Origin of the sequence: Mycobacterium sp. SVM_VP21, from assembly GCA_024758765.1 — a bacterium.
GTDB lineage: Bacteria > Actinomycetota > Actinomycetes > Mycobacteriales > Mycobacteriaceae > Mycobacterium > Mycobacterium heraklionense_C.
This window is the reverse complement of the sequence record CP101406.1, coordinates 871,328-885,663: the sequence shown is the minus strand read 5'-3', so window position 1 is coordinate 885,663 and position 14,336 is coordinate 871,328. Positions and strand designations below refer to the sequence as shown.

At 66.8% G+C, this 14,336-nt stretch carries 17 protein-coding genes; 9 read left to right on the top strand and 8 right to left on the bottom strand.

Annotated elements, in window-relative coordinates; genetic code table 11:
* The first annotated feature begins 86 nt into the window (after positions 1-86).
* The gene (purM, locus tag NM962_04400; GenBank protein ID UVO13379.1) at positions 87-1,172 is read left to right on the top strand and encodes a phosphoribosylformylglycinamidine cyclo-ligase; all 1,086 of its coding nucleotides are present in this window, start codon (positions 87-89) and stop codon (positions 1,170-1,172) included.
* Positions 1,173-1,232: 60 nt separating this feature from the next.
* Here the strand turns inward: purM and NM962_04395 are convergent, their stop codons facing one another.
* On the bottom strand, positions 1,233-1,400 hold the full coding sequence (locus NM962_04395; protein ID UVO13378.1) for a DUF3073 domain-containing protein: 168 nt from the start codon (positions 1,398-1,400) through the stop codon (positions 1,233-1,235).
* A gap of 135 nt (positions 1,401-1,535) precedes the next feature.
* Positions 1,536-2,615: a folate-binding protein YgfZ gene (locus NM962_04390; protein UVO13377.1), complete on the bottom strand. Its 1,080-nt coding sequence runs from the start codon at positions 2,613-2,615 to the stop codon at positions 1,536-1,538.
* A gap of 35 nt (positions 2,616-2,650) precedes the next feature.
* On the opposite strand from NM962_04390, the gene NM962_04385 reads away from it, so the two are divergent.
* Positions 2,651-3,520, top strand: a complete 870-nt coding sequence (locus tag NM962_04385) for an aminodeoxychorismate lyase (GenBank protein UVO13376.1) — start codon at positions 2,651-2,653, stop codon at positions 3,518-3,520.
* 62 nt (positions 3,521-3,582) lie between these two features.
* On the opposite strand, the gene NM962_04380 is transcribed toward NM962_04385, so the two are convergent.
* The 6 genes from NM962_04380 to lmeA all read right to left on the bottom strand — a co-directional run bounded on the left by NM962_04380 (position 3,583) and on the right by lmeA (position 7,473).
* A complete protein-coding gene (locus NM962_04380; protein ID UVO13375.1) occupies positions 3,583-4,260 on the bottom strand; it encodes an FABP family protein in 678 nt (225 codons plus the stop codon).
* A 175-nt stretch (positions 4,261-4,435) separates the two neighbouring features.
* The gene (locus NM962_04375) at positions 4,436-4,738 is read right to left on the bottom strand and encodes a DUF1416 domain-containing protein (GenBank protein UVO13374.1); all 303 of its coding nucleotides are present in this window, start codon (positions 4,736-4,738) and stop codon (positions 4,436-4,438) included.
* A gap of 1 nt (position 4,739) precedes the next feature.
* Entirely contained in the window at positions 4,740-5,573 is an 834-nt protein-coding gene (locus tag NM962_04370; GenBank protein UVO13373.1) for a sulfurtransferase, read from the bottom strand.
* A gap of 41 nt (positions 5,574-5,614) precedes the next feature.
* The gene (locus tag NM962_04365; GenBank protein UVO13372.1) at positions 5,615-6,073 is read right to left on the bottom strand and encodes a DUF4395 domain-containing protein; all 459 of its coding nucleotides are present in this window, start codon (positions 6,071-6,073) and stop codon (positions 5,615-5,617) included.
* A gap of 210 nt (positions 6,074-6,283) precedes the next feature.
* Entirely contained in the window at positions 6,284-6,706 is a 423-nt protein-coding gene (locus NM962_04360; GenBank protein ID UVO13371.1) for a thioredoxin family protein, read from the bottom strand.
* On the bottom strand, positions 6,703-7,473 hold the full coding sequence (gene lmeA / locus NM962_04355; protein ID UVO14546.1) for a mannan chain length control protein LmeA: 771 nt from the start codon (positions 7,471-7,473) through the stop codon (positions 6,703-6,705). The genes NM962_04360 and lmeA overlap by 4 nt, the downstream gene beginning before the upstream one ends.
* Positions 7,474-7,555: 82 nt before the next feature.
* Between lmeA and NM962_04350 the strand changes: the two genes are divergently transcribed.
* The 7 genes from NM962_04350 to pstB (NM962_04320) all read left to right on the top strand — a co-directional run bounded on the left by NM962_04350 (position 7,556) and on the right by pstB (NM962_04320) (position 14,307).
* On the top strand, positions 7,556-8,323 hold the full coding sequence (locus tag NM962_04350) for a response regulator transcription factor (GenBank protein ID UVO13370.1): 768 nt from the start codon (positions 7,556-7,558) through the stop codon (positions 8,321-8,323).
* The gene (gene mshD / locus NM962_04345; protein ID UVO13369.1) at positions 8,320-9,228 is read left to right on the top strand and encodes a mycothiol synthase; all 909 of its coding nucleotides are present in this window, start codon (positions 8,320-8,322) and stop codon (positions 9,226-9,228) included. The genes NM962_04350 and mshD overlap by 4 nt, the downstream gene beginning before the upstream one ends.
* 111 nt (positions 9,229-9,339) lie before the next feature.
* On the top strand, positions 9,340-10,458 hold the full coding sequence (gene pstS / locus NM962_04340) for a phosphate ABC transporter substrate-binding protein PstS (GenBank protein ID UVO13368.1): 1,119 nt from the start codon (positions 9,340-9,342) through the stop codon (positions 10,456-10,458).
* A gap of 49 nt (positions 10,459-10,507) precedes the next feature.
* Positions 10,508-11,488 carry a phosphate ABC transporter permease subunit PstC gene (gene pstC / locus NM962_04335; GenBank protein ID UVO13367.1) on the top strand — a complete coding sequence of 327 codons (981 nt, stop codon included), beginning with the start codon at positions 10,508-10,510 and terminating at the stop codon, positions 11,486-11,488.
* A complete protein-coding gene (pstA, locus tag NM962_04330; GenBank protein ID UVO13366.1) occupies positions 11,485-12,399 on the top strand; it encodes a phosphate ABC transporter permease PstA in 915 nt (304 codons plus the stop codon). Before pstC ends, pstA begins: the two co-directional genes overlap by 4 nt.
* A 52-nt stretch (positions 12,400-12,451) precedes the next feature.
* Positions 12,452-13,228, top strand: a complete 777-nt coding sequence (pstB, locus tag NM962_04325; GenBank protein UVO13365.1) for a phosphate ABC transporter ATP-binding protein PstB — start codon at positions 12,452-12,454, stop codon at positions 13,226-13,228.
* A gap of 302 nt (positions 13,229-13,530) precedes the next feature.
* On the top strand, positions 13,531-14,307 hold the full coding sequence (pstB, locus tag NM962_04320; protein ID UVO13364.1) for a phosphate ABC transporter ATP-binding protein PstB: 777 nt from the start codon (positions 13,531-13,533) through the stop codon (positions 14,305-14,307).
* Positions 14,308-14,336 lie beyond the last annotated feature (29 nt).

The window sequence follows — 14,336 nt, the reverse complement described above, 5'->3', positions numbered from 1 at the left end:
TCAATCAAGTGCGCCACAACCGGCTCTGAGGCCGCAAAGTCGAGGTCGATACCGCCCGCAGTCGGCGACCGGTAGCCTTTACCGCGATGACCTCAGCAGAATCTAGCTCCCAGGGCGTTACCTACGCATCGGCAGGAGTGGACATCGACGCCGGTGACCGGGCCGTCGAACTGTTCAAACCTTTGGCCGCCAAGGCCACCAGGCCGGAGGTGCGAGGTGGCCTCGGCGGCTTCGCCGGCCTGTTCGCCCTGCGCAACGACTACCGTGAGCCACTGTTGGCGTCCTCCACCGACGGCGTGGGAACCAAGCTGGCGATCGCCCAGGCACTGGACAAGCACGACACCGTCGGCATCGATCTGGTCGCCATGGTCGTCGACGACCTGGTGGTCTGCGGCGCCGAGCCGCTCTTCCTGCAGGACTACATCGCGGTCGGCCGCACCGTGCCGGAACGCGTCGCCGCGATCGTCTCCGGCATCGCCGAAGGGTGTGTGCAGGCCGGCTGCGCGCTGCTGGGTGGGGAGACCGCCGAGCACCCCGGCCTGATGGAACCCGATCACTACGACATCTCCGCGACCGGTGTCGGTGTGGTGGAGGCCGACGACGTGCTGGGCCCCGACCGGGTCCGCCCCGGCGACGTGCTGATCGCGATGGGCTCCTCGGGCCTGCACTCCAACGGCTACTCGTTGGCGCGGGCGGTGCTGCTGGACATCGACCGGATGAACCTGGCCGGCCACGTCGAGGAATTCGGCCGCACCCTCGGTGAGGAACTGCTGGAACCGACGCGCATCTACGCCAAGGACTGCCTGGCGCTGGCCGCCGAGACTCAGGTGCGGACGTTCTGCCACGTGACCGGCGGCGGCTTGGCCGGCAACCTGGCCCGTGTGATCCCCGACGGGCTGATTGCTGAGGTGGACCGTGGCACCTGGACGCCGGCTCCGGTGTTCGCGATGATCGCCCAGCGTGGACGGGTGAGCCGCGCGGAGATGGAGAAGACGTTCAACCTGGGTGTCGGCATGGTTGCCATCGTCGCGCCGGAGGACACCGACCGCGCGCTGGCCATCCTGACTGCCCGCCACGTCGACTGCTGGCCGCTCGGCACAGTCGCCAAGCCGGGGAAGAACGCCGAACCGGGAGACGGGGCCAAGCTGGTCGGGGAACACCCGAGGTTCTAGGCCCTAGCGGGTCGGCCCAGCCCTATCAGGTCTGATCAGGGCCAGCGGTACGACTGGCGCTCAACGCCGCCAGTCGTCGTCGCCGTTCCAGGAGTCGTCGCCCTCGGAGTCGTTGACCTCAGACCCGGCCAGCTCACGCTGAAGCCGACTGAAATCGGTCGACGGTGAGCTGTACTTCAGATCCCGAGCAACCTTGGTCTGTTTCGCCTTAGCCCGGCCGCGGCCCATGGGGGACCCCCTCGCGCAATAACGGAGCGGCCCCACGTGCAGGCGGCTCCGATCTGAATGTGTTTATTGTCCTGCCGACAGCTTACCGTGCCGATCGCGGAGCTGCCGACCTGCCCTGTGCCGGTGTGACCACTATCAAAGTCGGCCCCGTAGCCGGTCGACGGCGAGCCGCCCCGCGCCCCGCTCATCCGGTGGCGGCATCGATTCCGCGTCGATCACCGCACTGACCTCGGAGTCGGCGCCGGTCAGCAGCGGGGTGTCGGCCGGGAGTCCGCGTTTGAGCAGCGCCAGCGCGATCGGACCCAGCTCGAAGTGGTCCACCACCGTGCCCAGCCGGCCCACCGAGCGCCCACCCGAGGTGACCGGGTCTCCGGTCGAGGGCCGGTCCACCGATCCATCCAGGTGCAACAGCACTAGCATCCGCGGCGGTTTACCCAGGTTGTGCACCCGGGCCACGGTTTCCTGCCCGCTGTAGCACCCTTTGTCCAGGTGTACCGCCCCGACGCCTGGTCCGCCGATCCAGTTCAGCTCGTGCGGGATGGTGCGCTCGTCGGTGTCCACACCCAACCGTGGGCGCCCCGCGGCCACCCGGTCGGCTTCGTAGGCCCATATCCCGGCGGAGCGCACCCCGGCCTGGATCAGCCGGCGCTGCCACTCGCCCTTGTCGGCGCGCGGCACCAGCAGTTCCAGCGCGTCGTGGCCAGGCGTTCGTCGAACGAAACCCCCGGCATCTCCGACCGGAACCGCCGTCGCCCCGAGAGGTTCGGTGAGCCCCAACGCTTCGAGGACGGCCGGGGCATCCCGACCGGGGCCCAACAGCGACAGCACCGCAAGATCTGCCGGCTCGATGGCGACGTCGGCCCAGAACACCATCTTGCGCAGGTGGTCGGTCAGTGGCGCGCCCCGCCACGGCTCGGTGTCGAGGTAGGTCCGCTCGCTACGCTCGGTCTGGACCCAGTGATTCTGGATGTGGCCCTTGGCGTCCAAGGTCAGGTTCTCGGTGCTGGCGCCGTCGGGAAGATCGGCGACGTGCTGGGTGCACAGGGTGTGCAGCCACGTCTTGCGCTCCGCGCCGCTCAGCGCGAGCACCGCCCGGTGGGACCTATCCACCAGCACGGCGGCGGTTTCAGCGCTGCGCTGTTCGCCGAACGGGTCGCCGTAATGCCAGACAGCGCCCGCGTCGGGGCCGGAATCAGGTGCGGGGACGGCGGACACGGGTCAACTCTACGGAGCCGCTACGCTCACGGTCCATGGCACCGGAGGCCGATGTGGAAGACAGCGTCGTGACGATCGTCACCGTGGGCGGCGGGCTTGCCGCAGCCGGCTCCCCGCTATTGCACGCCGACGATCTGGCGGCGCTGCGCGGCGATGGGGTCTTCGAGACGCTGCTGGTGCGCGATGGCGCCGCCTGCCTGCTCGACGCTCACCTGCGACGGCTGGCGCGCTCCGCCGAGCTGATGGACCTGCCGGCCCCGAACCTGGACGACTGGTGCCGTGCTGTCGACGAGGCGGTGCAGCAGTGGGCCGGAACGGGCGAGGGTGCCCTGCGAATGATCTACAGCCGGGGCCGAGAAACCGGTTCGGCGCCAACCGCTTACGTGATGCTGACCCCGCTGCCGGAACGCATCGCGGCGGCCCGCCGCGAGGGCGTGGCGGTGGTGACCTTGGATCGTGGTCTGTCGGCGCAGGGGCTGGAGCTGCCGTGGCTGCTGGCCGGCGCCAAGACGCTGTCTTACGCGGTGAACATGGCGGCGCTGCGATACGCCGCGAAACAAGGCGCCGACGACGTCATCTTCATCAGCTCCGACGGTTACGTCTTGGAGGGGCCGCGCTCGACGGTGGTCCTGGTGGAACCCGGACGGCTCATCACTCCGCCGCCGTCGCACCCGATCCTGCGCGGCACCACCCAGGAGGCATTGTTCGGCGTGGCCCGCGCCGCGGGCTATGACTGCGAATACGCCCCGTTGCGGCCGGCGGATCTCGCTGCGGCGCAAGATCTCTGGCTGGTATCCAGCATCACCTTGGGTGCGCGGGTGCACACCTTGGACGGCCGGGCGCTACAACCGCGGGTGTCCGGGGAGGAATTCGCCGGACTGGTGGATCTGGCCATCGGGCGTTGACTCTGCGGCCACGGCGCAAAAATGCGAGTAGACGTCGCCGTCAGCGCAGAGTCAACGAACGGTCAGCCCACGAAACGCGATAACCGCGCCGACAGGTGCGGCACCAGTTCGCCGTCGGCGTTCACCCGTTCCTCGACGTAGGCCAGGTCGCCGTCCTCGACGATGCCGTACAGCCGCTTGGCGCCGCCGATCAGCGCCCCCGATTTGCTGCGCGCCAGCGCATCGGTGACCAGCTCCCAAGAGGCCGGGCCGTGCGGGCGCCCATAGAACAGCTCCACATAGCCGGTGGAGTGCGCCAGCAGCAGTTCGATGGCCTGCGACTCGTCGGGGTCGTCCGGATCGTCCACGAACCGCCAGAAGCCGGTTTCGCGCAGGGCCGGTTGATGCGACTCGTCGTCGTCGGCCAGCCGCCAGGACCGCGCTTCCCAGTTCAGGTAGTCGCCGCCGTCGTGGGACACCACGATCTGCTGGCCGAACCGGTAGTCACCCTGTGCGCCGTGGCCTACGCCTTCACCGCGCCACACCCCGACCAACGGCAGCAGCGCCAGCAGGGCGTCGTGCAGGTTCGCACCCTCGCGCAGGTTGGCGGTATCGGTGAACGGCAGGTCGTCAAAGACCGGAATGTTGCGTGCCGCGGTCTGCTTGGCACGCTCAGCGGCGGCAGCTACCGCGCGGTCGCCGGAACCCCGGTCGACCTGGCGCTCGCCGGCATCCGGCGTACCCCCGTCGGAGGCACTCACATCTCGTCGGTAATCAGCCGATACAGCGTGTACAGCGCAAACCAGGTGATCAGGCCAGTCGCCGCCACCAGCATCAACTCGAAGAACAACACCACGGGAGGAATTCTAGCGGCGTTCGCAAAGCCGGCGGAGCCGGGTGCAGCGGGACTGAGTCGTCCGAGCCATCGGGTAGTCGTCAGGCGACTTTGATGTCGACCTCGTGGAGGCCCGCCCCGGCGGGGGTCACCACGGCGTCACCGTTACCGGCCGCGGACAGGGCGCGCACCTTCCAGGCGCCCGGCGCGGCGAAGAACCGGAAGTCGCCGGTGGCCGAGGCGACGACCTCAGCGGTGAACTCGTCCGAGGAGTCCAGCAGCCGGACGAAGGCACCGCCGACGGACGCACCGGAGCTGTCCACCACGCGGCCGGTGATCACGGTCTCCTTCTCCAGGTCGACGTTGGCCGGCAGGGCAAGCCCTTGCTTGGGTCCAGAGCACATATCAGCTTCCCAATTCGATCGGGGCGCCCACCAGGGAGCCGTATTCCATCCAACTACCGTCGTAGTTCTTGACGTTGCGGTGTCCGAGCAGCTCATGCAGCACGAACCAGGTGTGCGAAGACCGCTCACCGATACGGCAATAGGCGATGGTCTCCTTCTGACCATCCAGGCCGGCGTCGGCATACAGCTTGGCCAGCTCCTCGTCGGACTTGAAGGTGCCGTCCTCGTTGGCGGCGCGGCTCCACGGCACGTTGATCGCACTCGGCACGTGCCCGCGCTGCTGGCTCTGCTCCTGAGGCAGGTGCGCCGGAGCCAGGATCTTGCCGGAGAACTCCTCGGGGGACCGCACGTCGACGAGGTTCTTGGTGTTGATCGCGGCGACCACCTCGTCACGGCGGGCCCGCAGCGATTCGTCCAGCGGCTTGGCGCTGTAGGACGTGGCGGGCCGACTGACGGCTTCGCTCGACAGCGGGCGCCCGCTGAGCTCCCACTTCTTGCGGCCGCCGTCGAGCAGCTTGACGGACTCGTGGCCGTAGAGCTTGAAGTACCAGTAGGCGAAGGCGGCGAACCAGTTGTTGTTGCCGCCGTAGAGGATCACGGTGTCGTTGTTGGCGACGCCACGCTCGGAGAGCAGCTTGGAAAACGCGGCCTCGTCGATGACATCGCGGCGTACCGGATCCTGCAGGTCCTTACGCCAGTCCAGCCGGATGGCGCCCGGGATGTGGTTGATGTCATAGACGCTGGTGTCTTCGTCGACTTCGATGAACACCGTGTTGGGCGCGTCGAGATTGCTCTCCGCCCAGTCGGTGGAGACCAGGACGTCCGAGCGTGCCATGGTGGGAATCCTTCCAGTTGCTACAGGGAGAATGCTGTGAGTTATGCCATGGACGGCCGCAGGCGCAAGACGAGTGGGTAGAGCTGGCAGCCCAGACAGATGCCGAAGGCAGCGTTGAGGAAGGCCGCCGCGAGCGCAAACGCCGTCGCGATCAGGCCGACCGCCGGGGCGAACGCGAACCCGGCGACTCCGATCACGGCGAAGGCCAGGCCGACGAGCTGAGCGAAGCGCAGCGGCGCCACCGGCTCGCGCTCGGTGACCGGTCCAAGCCGCGGCGCCACCAGTCGGGCGAACAGCAATCCATAGGGGTGGCGGCGGGGGCCCGATGTCGCACCGACCGCGAAGACGACGGCTTGGGCAGCCAGCAGGATGGCCGCACTCGCCGGGCTGAACTCGGCGATGAGCAAGACGGCCACCAGTACAGCGGTGGTGATCCAGGCGGTGAACCGTGGACCCCGGACGTCTACCTGTTGGACTTGGGCGGTGTCGGTGTTCGACATAAATGCTCCCTGTTGCTGTCGTGGCGAGTGGCTGGTGGAGGCATGCCACGGTTTCCCGGGCGGCTCCGATGGCGACGCGAAAACGCGCGTCTCAGCGACAGCGACAACAACAGCAGCCCGCGGTGCGGCACAGGTCGACTGTGCGGCGCTTGGTGAGCACAAGCTCAAGGCGGGCGAACACGACGTCCAGACTACCCAACGCAGGGGCCGTCAAGCCAACAGAGGTTCCAGCGCAGAACGCAGGTCCGCCGACGTCGGGACACCGGCGGCACGGTACCGCTGGCGCCCCTCAGCGTCGAAAATCACCGTGGTCGGCAGCGACAGCACCGAGAACCTGCGCGCCGCATCGGGGTTGGCGTCGATGTCGATTTCGTGATGGGCGACACCCCCGAGGTCATCGCAGACCTTCTCCACCACGCGGCGCACGCCGGCGCACGGTCCGCACCACGGCGCTGAGAAATGCACCACTGCCGGGCGTCCCGGTTCCAGCCCCAAAAAAGCGGCATCGGAAGCGGCGGCGTCGTCGTCAGTCTCGGAGTCGGTTAGCTGTCGCAGCACACCGGCCCGTCGGTTCAGCCACCATCCGATCGCACCCGCGATCACCAGGGCGGCGAAGATCGCGACAATGCTCATCTCGGGCGGAACTCCGGCAGGGTGATGGTCATGTCGTCGGCGATGCCCTCGATGATCACATCGGAGCCGCGCGCGCCCTGGCTGGTCGGGATCAACCCGAACGGCAGCCGCTGCGCAGGCAGGCTGCCGCGGAACGCGGTGAGCACCGCGGCGCGCTGCTCATCGGGCACCGGCTGGTCGGCGGTGTCCGGGCCGGTAAGGATGCCGGTCGGGGTGATCACCAGCGTGCTGTGGTCTTCCCCGCCGATGGACAGGTCCACGGCCACGCTCACCCGCTTGCCGAAACCCGCTGGGGTGCCGGTGAATACCAGCCCGTGACTGCTCGAGATTCCGGACTCCGTGGTTCCGCCGGTGTTGTCGTTGGTCTCGGCCGGCGGCGCCTCCACCATCAGGTCACGGATGCCCAGGTAGCGGCCCAGATGCACCGAGCCGATGATAATCCGGCTCTCCAGCCTGGCCACCGGGATCGGGGCGTCCGGCCGGAACCGCCAAGTGGCTTGGGTCAAGTCGACCGAGTGCATGGTGGCTTCCAGCATCGACTTGCCGATCATCGGCTGCTCGACGGCCGGGGCCTTGATCTCCACCTCGGTGTAGTGATCGCGGCGCGCCTGCGGCAGAAACGGGAAGCCCAGGATCGCCACGAACGGGTCCGCGCGAAGGTCCGCGGCCCGGCGCACCGCCCGTGACAACTGGTACTCGGCGTAGACGCTTGCTCCGAAATCGACCCCGACGGCGACCAAGACCAGGGCCGCGATCGCGGCCGACATACCGATAAGCACCCTGCGCACTCGGTCATTCTGGCAGGTCGCACGCTATCGTTAGATCACCTGGGACGCTGGAGGGCCTCTATTGGAGCTACTGCTGTTGACCGCTGACCTGCACCCCGACGGGGTGCTGCCGTCGCTGTCCCTGCTTGCACACAGTGTGCGGACAGCGGCGCCCGAGGTTTCTGCGCTGCTTGAGGCCGGTTCGGCCGAGGTGGTTCTGGTCGACGCGCGCACCGATCTGGCGGCGGCACGCGGACTGTGCCGGCTACTGAGCGCCACCGCAGGATCGGTCCCGGTGGTCGCGATCGTGACCGAGGGCGGACTGGTGGCGGTCAACGCCGAGTGGGGTATCGACGAAATTCTGCTTCCCGGTACCGGACCCGCCGAGACCGACGCCCGGCTGCGGTTGCTGACCGGACGCCATGGCGCGCCGGCCGCCGAGCAGGCCTCGGGGCAGACCAAGCTCGGCGAGTTGGTGATCGACGAGGGCACCTATACCGCGAGGCTGCGGGGCCGGCCGCTGGACCTGACCTATAAGGAGTTCGAGCTGCTGAAGTACCTCACCCAACACGTCGGCCGGGTTTTCACCCGGGCGCAGTTGTTGCAGGAGGTCTGGGGCTACGACTTCTTCGGCGGTACACGCACGGTCGACGTGCACGTCCGGCGGTTGCGCGCCAAGCTCGGGCCGGAATACGAGTCGCTGATCGGCACGGTGCGCAACGTCGGCTACAAGGCGGTCCGGCCGGTGCGCGGCCACTCCGCGGCCGCCTCCGACGACGAGGGCGACGACATGGTCGAGGACCTCGACGGCGCCGACGGCGGTGCGCCCGAGCCGCTGAGCAGTCAGTGACCGCCCCGCAATGGCATGCCGCACTGACCGATGACGAGCAGCGGCAGATCCGCGATCTGATCACCGCTGCCGGCCACCATGACGGCGTCGCCCCGGTGGGGGAGCAGGTACTGCGGGAGCTCGCCGCGTCCCGCACCGAACACCTGGTCGCCGGTGACGGCGCAACGGTGCTGGGCTACCTGAACCTGGCCCCAGGCTGCCAGGACGCCGCGCCGATGGCAGAGCTGGTGGTGGCACCGCACGCCCGGCGGCGAGGCATCGGGGCGGCGATGGTCCGTGCCGCGCTGGCCACAACCGACGGTGGCACCCGGTTCTGGGCGCACGGCACCCTGCCCGCCGCCCAATCCACGGCCGAGGCGCTGGGGCTGACCAAGGTGCGCGAGCTGTTGCAGATGCGCCGATCGCTGCGCGGGTTGCCGCAGCCCACCATGCCGCCGGGGGTGTCGATCCGTACCTACGCGGGTTCGGCCGACGACGCAGAACTGCTGCGGGTCAACAACGCCGCGTTCTCCTGGCATCCCGAGCAGGGCGGCTGGACGACTGAGGACCTGGCGCAGCGCCGCGCCGAGGCATGGTTCGATCCAGCCGGACTGTTTCTGGCGTTCGACGGACCCGTGCTGCTGGGGTTCCACTGGACCAAGATCCACTCCGGCAAACCCGGCGCCGAAAGCGCCGGGGAGGTCTACGTCGTTGGCGTCGATCCGGCTGCCCAGGGCCGTGGTCTGGGCCGGGTGCTGACCGAGATTGGCCTGGTCTACCTGGCGGAGCGGCTTGCCGACGTCGAGGCGCCGATTGTGCTGCTCTACGTCGAGGCGGACAACACCGCGGCGTTGCGCACCTACGAGCAGTTGGGCTTTGTGGTGCACAGTGTTGACACTGCTTACGCCGCAGTGGATCAGCCTTGATAGGGCACCGGAATCTATTCACCGCCCGTTCATCTGCCATGTGGTTGCCATCCATAAGTGCCGCATACGTTCCCGGAGAGATTTGAACCGGAAGCGAGAAAGCGAGAACTGATGAAACGCTCAAAGGCGGGTCTTGCGCTGGTAGCGGCGGTGATGACCAGTCTGGCGCTCAGTGGCTGCGGCAGCGATGACAACAACGCGGGCCCCTCCGGTACCGGCACCACCTCGGGCAAAGCGGACTCCGCCGACTGCGCCGGCAAGAACACGCTGACAGCCGAGGGATCGACTGCCCAGCAAAACGCGATCGCCGTGTTCAACCAGGTGTGGGGCAAAGAGTGCTCGGGCAAGAACCTGTCTTACAACCCGACCGGGTCGGGTGCGGGCCGAGAACAGTTCATCGCCGGGCACGTCGACTTTGCCGGTTCCGACTCGCCGCTCAGCGAGGCGCAGGTCGCCGAGGCGGCCGACCGCTGCGGCCAGAACCCGGCATGGCATCTGCCGCTGGTGTTCGGGCCGGTCAGCATCGCTTACCACCTCGACGGGGTGGAGAACCTGGTCCTCAACGGTGACGTGCTGGCCCGGATCTTCAGCGGCGCCATCACCAGCTGGAACGACCCCGCGCTGATGGCCCTGAACCCGGGCCAGGAACTCCCGCCGATCGCCATCACCCCGATCTACCGCTCGGACTCGTCGGGCACCACCGACAACTTCCAGAAGTACCTCAGCGCCGCGGCGCCGCACACCTGGACCAAGGGTGAAGGCAGCGAATTCCAGGGCGGAGTCGGCGAGGGCGCGCAGAAGTCGGCCGGTGTCGTACAGGCGGTGCAGAGCACTCCCGGTGCCGTCAGTTACGTCGAGAAGGGCTTTGCCGACCAGGCCAACCTGCGGTCGGCGATGATCGACTCGGGCTCCGGAGTGGTCGCCGCCACCGACGAATCGGCCGGTATCGCGATCCAGTCGGCCGGATTCGTCTCCCCGGACAGCAACGATATGCGGCTGGACCTGAGGTCGCTTTACGGCACCAAGCAGGCCGCCGCCTACCCGCTAGTCTTGGTGACCTATGAGATCGTCTGCTCCAAGGGCTACGACCCCGACACGTCGGCGGCCGTGAAGTCCTTCCTGAGGACGGCCTCCAGCAGCGGCCAGGACGAATTGTCGTCCGCCGGTTACGTCCGGCTGCCGGACCAATTGAAACGGCGCTTGAGTGCCGCCATCGACGCGATCCAGTAGCCGTCGTGCCGCAAGCGATGAGGGGGTGTCAAGCATCGCCGACTCGTCTGTGTCCGCGCCTGAATCGACCCCGTCGGTGACCCCGACGGCGCTGCGTTCCACCGGAAGCCGCCTGCAAGATCGGCTATTCCGTCTGGTCGCGGAAGGCTCCGGGGTGCTGATCATCGTCTTGATCAGCGCCGTCGGAGGCTTCCTTCTGCTGCGGGCGATACCGGCGTTGCAGCGCAACCGGGAGAACTTCTTCACCTACGGCGGCAGTTGGGTCACCACCAACACCTCCGCCATGCACTTCGGCATCGCCGAGATGTTGCAGGTGACGGTGTTGGTCTCGGTGTTCGCACTGTTGCTGGCCATGCCGGTTGCTCTGGGCGTCGCGATCTATCTCGCCGAATACGCGCCCCGGCGGCTCGTGGGGCTGCTGGGCTACCTGGTCGAACTCCTTGCCGCCGTGCCATCGATCATCTATGGAGCGTGGGGCCTGTATGTGCTGGCCCCGCAGTTGCGCGGGACTGCGCTATGGCTCAACGAGCATCTCGGTGGATTCTTCCTGTTCGCCGACGGCAACGCGTCGGTGGCGGGCGGCGGCACCATCTTCACCGGCGGAATCGTGCTGGCGGTGATGATTCTGCCGATCATCACCGCGGTCACCCGCGAGGTGCTGGCTCAGACACCTCGCGGCCAGGTGGAGGCAGCCCTGGCACTGGGGGCGACCCGCTGGGAGGTGGTCAAGATGGTGATGCTGCCGTTCGGCCGCTCCGGCTACATCAGTGCCGCGATGCTGGGCTTGGGCCGCGCGCTCGGTGAGACGGTCGCGTTGCTGATCATCCTGCGCTCTACCCAGAAGGCGTTCAACTGGTCGCTGTTCGACGGCGGTTCCACCTTCGCCACCAAGATCGCCGCCACCGCATCGGAATTCAACGATCAGTACAAGGCGGGCGCCTACATCGCGGCCGGCCTGGTGCTGTTCGTGCTGACGCTTATCGTCAACGCGCTGGCGCGCGTCGCGATCACCCAGAAGGTGCATTCATGACCGCGTTGCTGGACCGGCCCGTCAAGTTGCGCACGTTTGCGGGGGTAGGTCTGCGCCGCCGGGTGGCCAATTCGATTGCGACGGTGCTGGTCACCGCCGCGATGGTGTTGGCGTTGGTGCCCCTGGTGTGGGTGATGTACTCGGTGTTCGACTTTGGTTTCGGTGCCGTCAGTACCAGTACCTGGTGGACTCACTCGCAGGCCGGCATGACGGCGTTCGTGGCCGGCGGCGGCGCCTACCATGCGATCATCGGGACCCTGCTGCAAGGACTGCTGTGCGCGGCCATCTCGATCCCGATCGGGATCTTCGTCGCGATCTATCTCGTCGAATACGGTGCCGGCACCCGACTGGGCAAGCTCGCGACGTTCATGGTCGACATCCTGACCGGGGTGCCGTCGATCGTTGCAGCGCTGTTCGTCTACGCGTTGTGGGTGGCCACCTTGGGATTTCACCGCTCCGGTTTCGCGGTGTCGCTGTCGTTGGTGCTGCTGATGGTGCCGGTGATCGTGCGAGCGACCGAAGAGATGCTGCGGATCATTCCGATGGACCTGCGGGAAGCCAGCTACGCGTTGGGCGCGCCGAAGTGGAAGACCATCACCAGCATCGTGATTCCGACCGCGCTGTCCGGCATCGTCACCGGAATACTGTTGGCGCTGGCCCGGGTGATGGGCGAGACCGCGCCGCTGCTGATCCTGGTCGGCTACTCGCAGGCGATCAATTTCGACATGTTCCACGGCTTCATGGGGTCGCTGCCGGGAATGATGTATGACCAGACATCGGCCGGGGCGGGCGCCAGCGTGGTGCCCACGGATCGGCTCTGGGGCGCTGCTCTGACGCTCATCCTGCTGATCGCGCTACTCAACGTGGCGGCCAGGTTCGGGGCACGCATCTTCGCTCCCAAGAAGTTCTAGATCGGTCTCGACAACCAGCGCATAGTGGTGGGCGAACAAGGAGAGCTGCACGGTGGCTAAAAGGTTGGACCTCACCGACCTCAACATCTTTTACGGGTCGTTTCACGCGGTGGCCGATGTGTCGCTGTCGGTCGCGCCGCGCAGTGTCACCGCGTTCATCGGTCCCTCCGGCTGCGGTAAGTCGACCGTGCTGCGCACGCTTAACCGGATGCACGAGACCACTCCCGGGGCCCGCATCGAGGGCTCGGTATTGCTCGACGGCGAGAACATCTACCGCCCCGGAATCGACCCGGTGGGGGTTCGCCAAGCCGTCGGAATGGTGTTTCAGCGCCCGAATCCCTTCCCCACCATGTCCATTCGCGACAACGTGGTGGCCGGCCTCAAGCTGCAGGGAATCCGCAACCGCCGCACGCTCGACGAAACCGCGGAGTTCTCGCTGCGCGGTGCGAATCTGTGGAATGAGGTCAAGGACCGGCTGGACAAGCCTGGCGGCGGGCTCTCCGGTGGTCAGCAGCAGCGGTTGTGTATCGCGCGGGCCATCGCGGTGCAACCCGACGTACTGTTGATGGATGAGCCTTGCTCGGCGTTGGATCCGATCTCGACAATGGCCATCGAAGAGCTGATCTCGCAGCTCAAGCAGGACTACACCATCGTCATCGTCACCCACAACATGCAGCAGGCGGCGCGGGTGAGTGATCAGACGGCCTTCTTCAACCTGGCCGATGTCGGCAAGCCCGGCAGGCTGATCGAGATCGACGGGACCGAGAAGATCTTCTCCAACCCGAGCTTCAAGGAGACCGAGGACTACATTTCCGGCCGCTTCGGCTAGGCGAGCGCGGCGTCGTACTCGGCGCTTAACCAACTGGGGCATAACGTATTTCGGGCAGCCGCTTAAGGGCCGGTGCGGCGTGTATTGCTGGTGGGCCGCCCGGATCTGACGGTGATTGTCGCCCTCCGTCACCTCCGGACCGTGGTGTTTTGCGGTGTAGGTGAGCAGCGTCGCTGCCTTTCGTCAAATTGCGGGACTCAAGATCGTGGCTAGGCTGGCGCTCAGATCGTTGCTCCAAGAAGGTCTGGGCCGTCGAACATTCGGGCCGGGACAGGTTGAGTCGAGTGAGGAGAAGGCTGCCAGTGGCCAAAAGGTTGGACCTGAGCGACGTCAACATCTATTACGGGTCGTTTCACGCGGTGGCAGATGTGACGTTGTCGGTACCGCCACGCAGCGTCACGGCGTTCATCGGGCCATCGGGCTGCGGTAAGTCGACGGTGCTGCGCACCCTCAACCGGATGCACGAGGTCATCCAGGGGGCGCGCGTTGAGGGCTCGGTGTTGCTCGACGGTGAGGACATCTACCAGGCTGGCATCGACCCGGTGGGAGTGCGTAAGGCGATCGGGATGGTGTTCCAGCGCCCAAACCCGTTCCCCACCATGTCGATCCGCGACAACGTGGTGGCCGGGCTGACGCTGCAGGGGGTGCGCAATCGCAAGTTGCTGGATGAGACCGTCGAACAGTCGCTGCGCGGGGCGAACTTGTGGAATGAGGTCAAGGACCGGCTGGACAAGCCTGGCGGCGGGCTCTCCGGTGGTCAGCAGCAGCGGTTGTGTATCGCGCGGGCCATCGCGGTGCAACCCGACGTACTGTTGATGGATGAGCCTTGCTCGGCGTTGGATCCGATCTCGACGATGGCCATCGAAGAGCTGATCTCGCAGCTCAAGCAGGACTACACCATCGTCATCGTCACCCACAACATGCAGCAGGCGGCGCGGGTGAGTGATCAGACGGCCTTCTTCAACCTGGAGGCCGTCGGCAAACCCGGCCGGTTGGTCGAGATTGACGGGACCGAGAAGATCTTCTCTAATCCGAGACTTAAGGAAACCGAGGACTACATCTCGGGTCGCTTTGGCTGACTTATTACCGGATTCGGCTACCGTGTGGT

Bases quoted from the DNA above. Each gene is read 5' to 3' on its own strand.
- purM (UVO13379.1), top strand. From the start codon at position 87: ATGACCTCAGCAGAATCTAGCTCCCAGGGCGTTACCTACGCATCGGCA.
- pstA (UVO13366.1), top strand. From the start codon at position 11,485: ATGACCGCGTTGCTGGACCGGCCCGTCAAGTTGCGCACGTTTGCGGGG.
- lmeA (UVO14546.1), bottom strand. From the start codon at position 7,473: ATGTCGGCCGCGATCGCGGCCCTGGTCTTGGTCGCCGTCGGGGTCGAT.
- pstS (UVO13368.1), top strand. From the start codon at position 9,340: ATGAAACGCTCAAAGGCGGGTCTTGCGCTGGTAGCGGCGGTGATGACC.
- NM962_04385 (UVO13376.1), top strand. From the start codon at position 2,651: ATGGCACCGGAGGCCGATGTGGAAGACAGCGTCGTGACGATCGTCACC.
- NM962_04370 (UVO13373.1), bottom strand. From the start codon at position 5,573: ATGGCACGCTCGGACGTCCTGGTCTCCACCGACTGGGCGGAGAGCAAT.
- NM962_04395 (UVO13378.1), bottom strand. From the start codon at position 1,400: ATGGGCCGCGGCCGGGCTAAGGCGAAACAGACCAAGGTTGCTCGGGAT.
- NM962_04365 (UVO13372.1), bottom strand. From the start codon at position 6,073: ATGTCGAACACCGACACCGCCCAAGTCCAACAGGTAGACGTCCGGGGT.
- NM962_04360 (UVO13371.1), bottom strand. From the start codon at position 6,706: ATGAGCATTGTCGCGATCTTCGCCGCCCTGGTGATCGCGGGTGCGATC.
- NM962_04375 (UVO13374.1), bottom strand. From the start codon at position 4,738: ATGTGCTCTGGACCCAAGCAAGGGCTTGCCCTGCCGGCCAACGTCGAC.